Below are 2,777 nucleotides of genomic sequence, written 5' to 3'. Positions count from 1 at the left end.
AGCTCCGCTCCAGTGTAAATGTGAATGCCTGCGGCTACGGGACCGTCGCAGTTGGGGAATGCGACGCCCCAAAAATCTCCGACCAGCCAACCGGCAAGCGCTCCAAGCGCGCTCCCGACGAGCGGCACGGGAATCGCCGTTCCAATCGCTGTCCCAATAGCCGCACCGACCTCTGAGGCGTCGTTAGCGAGCGCCTGCACTGCAACGTCCGCTAGTTTCCCTAGCGTCTGCTGAAGATACGCTGTCGCGGAAGCCTCACCACTGGAGTTATTGACTATATGATATGCAATGACCACTTTGTCGTCATCCCACACCTCTTCATCGGAAAAGATAAGGTCGACCCCGTAGACGCCGTTGCTAAGGTCCCCCATTGACTTGACCAGCGTTTTGGTGGGTCTGTTATTGACAGTCAAGCTGATCTTCAACAGTGGCGGCCGATTTTCGCCCTGTAAGCCATTGATATTGCTTGTTTGGGCAGAGAGTTTTGCGACAATGTAGTGCCACGTTGATGGCGATTTAAGTAGACTTTTCGTGCGTTGTACAGAATCCTGTGCGCACCCTGATTGAGTCGCTCCACGGAACGGCGCCATGTATTTCCGCAAGAAAACCTCCGGCGGCCGCGCCTACCTCCAGATCGTCGAAAGCCGTCGCGAAGGCGCTGCGGTTCGCCAGCAGGTCATCGCAACGCTCGGCCGCGTCGAGGATTTGCGCGAGAGCGGGCAACTGCAGCGCCTGCTGCGTTCGGGCGCCCGCTTTGCCGCCAAGGCCATTGTCGTGGACGCCTTCGCCGCTGGCGAGGTGACGACGAGTTCGACGCGACGCCTCGGACCGGCGCTCGTCTTCGAGCGATTGTGGGAGGAGACAGGCTGCGGGGAAGTCATCGAGAGCCTGGCCCGCGCGCGACACCATGATTTCGCGTTGGAGCGCTCGGTTTTCCTCACCGTTCTGCATCGCCTGTTTGCGGGCGGCTCTGATCGAGCGGCTGACCGCTGGAGACGGGACTACCGGATCGAGGGCGTCGAGGGGCTCGATCTGCATCACTTTTATCGCGCGATGGCCTGGCTCGGCGAGGAACTGGCTGTGGATCAACAGGACGGCGCCACGCCGTTCGCGCCGCGATGCCTGAAAGACGTTGTCGAGGAAACCCTGTTCGCGAGTCGGCGCGATCTGTTCAGCACGCTCGATCTCGTGTTCATGGACACCACCAGCCTTTACTTCGAAGGCGCGGGCGGCCAGACGCTGGGGCGCCGCGGCTTCTCGAAGGACCATCGGCCCGATCTCAACCAGATGATCCTGGCGGTGCTGCTCGACGGCGACGGCCGACCGGTGTGCACCGAGATGTGGCCGGGGAACACCGCCGATACGGGCAGTCTGATCCCGGTGGTCGACCGGTTGCGCAAGCGCTTTTCTGTTCGCCGGGTTTGCGTCGTCGCCGATCGCGGCATGATCAGCGCCGAGACGATCGCCGAACTGGAGGCGCGCGGGCTCCTCTATATCCTCGGCGTTCGCGAGCGCACCGACAAGCTGGTGCGCGACCTCGTCCTCGACGATCCCGCTCCTTTCATTCCCTTCGTTCTGACCAAACGGAAGAAGGATATCGAATACGAGGCCAAGGCCGTGACGCTGGCCGGCCGGCGCTACATCGTCTGCCGGAATCGCGACGAGATGAGGAAGGACGCTGCGGCCCGCGCCGCGATCCTGGCCGCGCTGGAGCGGCAGTTGAAGAAGGGCGACAAGAGCCTCATCGGCAACAAGGGCTATCGTCGCTTCCTCGCCACGCCCGGCGACGACCGTTTCGCCATCGATCGGGCCAAGGTGGAAGAGGACGCCAAGTTCGACGGCGTGTTCGTGTTGCGAACCAATGCCGACATCTCGCCGCTCGAGGCGATGCTCTGCTACAAAAATCTCTGGAGAGTGGAACGAGCGTTCCGAACATCGAAGAGCCTGTTCGCGACGCGACCGATCTTTCATAAGCTCGACGAAACTATTCGCGGCCACGTCTCATGCAGCTTCCTCGCTCTGGTGCTGAAAAAAGAGTTGGAGGATCGCATCGCCAATCTGGGCAAGGCCTCCGGCGAAGGAGATGAGGAAAGCGGTTCCTGGCCCGACATCCTCGCCGACCTCGACTCGTTGACCGAGACCCAGGTTGAGCAAGACGGCAAACGCTTTCTCCTGCGCTCGGCGCCGCGCCCCGCCGCGAGTCTTGCGCTTCGCGCCGCCGGCGTCGCTCTGCCGCCCACCGTCCGGCAACTCGGCGAAGACTGATCCCGCCGACAATCAGCAAAATGTAGTGCCAAGGCGCTTTTTCAGCGCCGATCGGCGTTTGCAGTCAATGGCTTGGTATTTCGAGGTGTAGAAGATCAGTTCAACCTTGCCCGCGACACGCCGGACAACATCGCGCAGACGATCACCGGCAACGTGACCGAAAACAAAGCGCGACAGATTTACGCTGCGCTCAATCGAGCCATCAAGGCGAAATGGGACAAGAAACACGCGGGGTAGTTCTCCGAAGATTCGGAGAGTTTCAGCGCCCGCGCCGGATCGGAATCACCTGGGCGCTGGTCGGGAGAAAGTGCCGCGCCCACGCGTTCATCAGATCGCGCCGCTTGTCGAGCGCGTCCGACCTTCGATAAGCCTGCTCGGTCGCGTCGCCGACCTTATGAGCAAGCGCCGCCTCGGCAAGCTCGCGCGGAAAGGTCGTCTCGTTGCCAGGCCAATCTCTGAACGCCGACCGGAACCCGTGCACGGTGACGTCCTTGCGCCCGGCGCGCTGCAAC

3 protein-coding genes and 1 pseudogene are annotated in these 2,777 nt (G+C 61.9%); 1 reads left to right on the top strand and 3 read right to left on the bottom strand.

Translation table 11 applies throughout. From position 1 onward, the window contains the following. Positions 1-602: hypothetical protein (locus tag ABSF49_RS21425; protein ID WP_424114656.1), on the bottom strand; the 602-nt coding region annotated here is incomplete at its 3' end. Here ABSF49_RS21425 and ABSF49_RS21420 point away from each other — a divergent pair. Continuing rightward, entirely contained in the window at positions 589-2,265 is a 1,677-nt protein-coding gene (locus ABSF49_RS21420) for an IS1634 family transposase (RefSeq protein WP_424114655.1), read from the top strand. The genes ABSF49_RS21425 and ABSF49_RS21420 overlap by 14 nt on opposite strands. A gap of 12 nt (positions 2,266-2,277) precedes the next feature. Here ABSF49_RS21420 and ABSF49_RS21415 read toward each other — a convergent pair whose 3' ends face one another. Both ABSF49_RS21415 and ABSF49_RS21410 read right to left on the bottom strand, forming a co-directional pair. Further along, complete coding sequence (locus ABSF49_RS21415; protein WP_424114654.1) at positions 2,278-2,493, bottom strand: hypothetical protein; 216 nt, start codon at positions 2,491-2,493, stop codon at positions 2,278-2,280. A gap of 31 nt (positions 2,494-2,524) precedes the next feature. Further along, positions 2,525-2,777 (bottom strand): annotated as a pseudogene (locus ABSF49_RS21410) (integrase); the annotation flags it as partial.

This window comes from Roseiarcus sp. (assembly GCF_049514155.1).
GTDB lineage: Bacteria > Pseudomonadota > Alphaproteobacteria > Rhizobiales > Beijerinckiaceae > Roseiarcus.
Note: the sequence above shows the minus strand (reverse complement) of the source record. Positions and strands in the feature narration are given on the sequence as shown.

Coding starts and splice junctions, on each gene's coding strand:
- ABSF49_RS21420 (WP_424114655.1), top strand. CDS start 589: ATGTATTTCCGCAAGAAAACCTCCGGCGGCCGCGCCTACCTCCAGATC.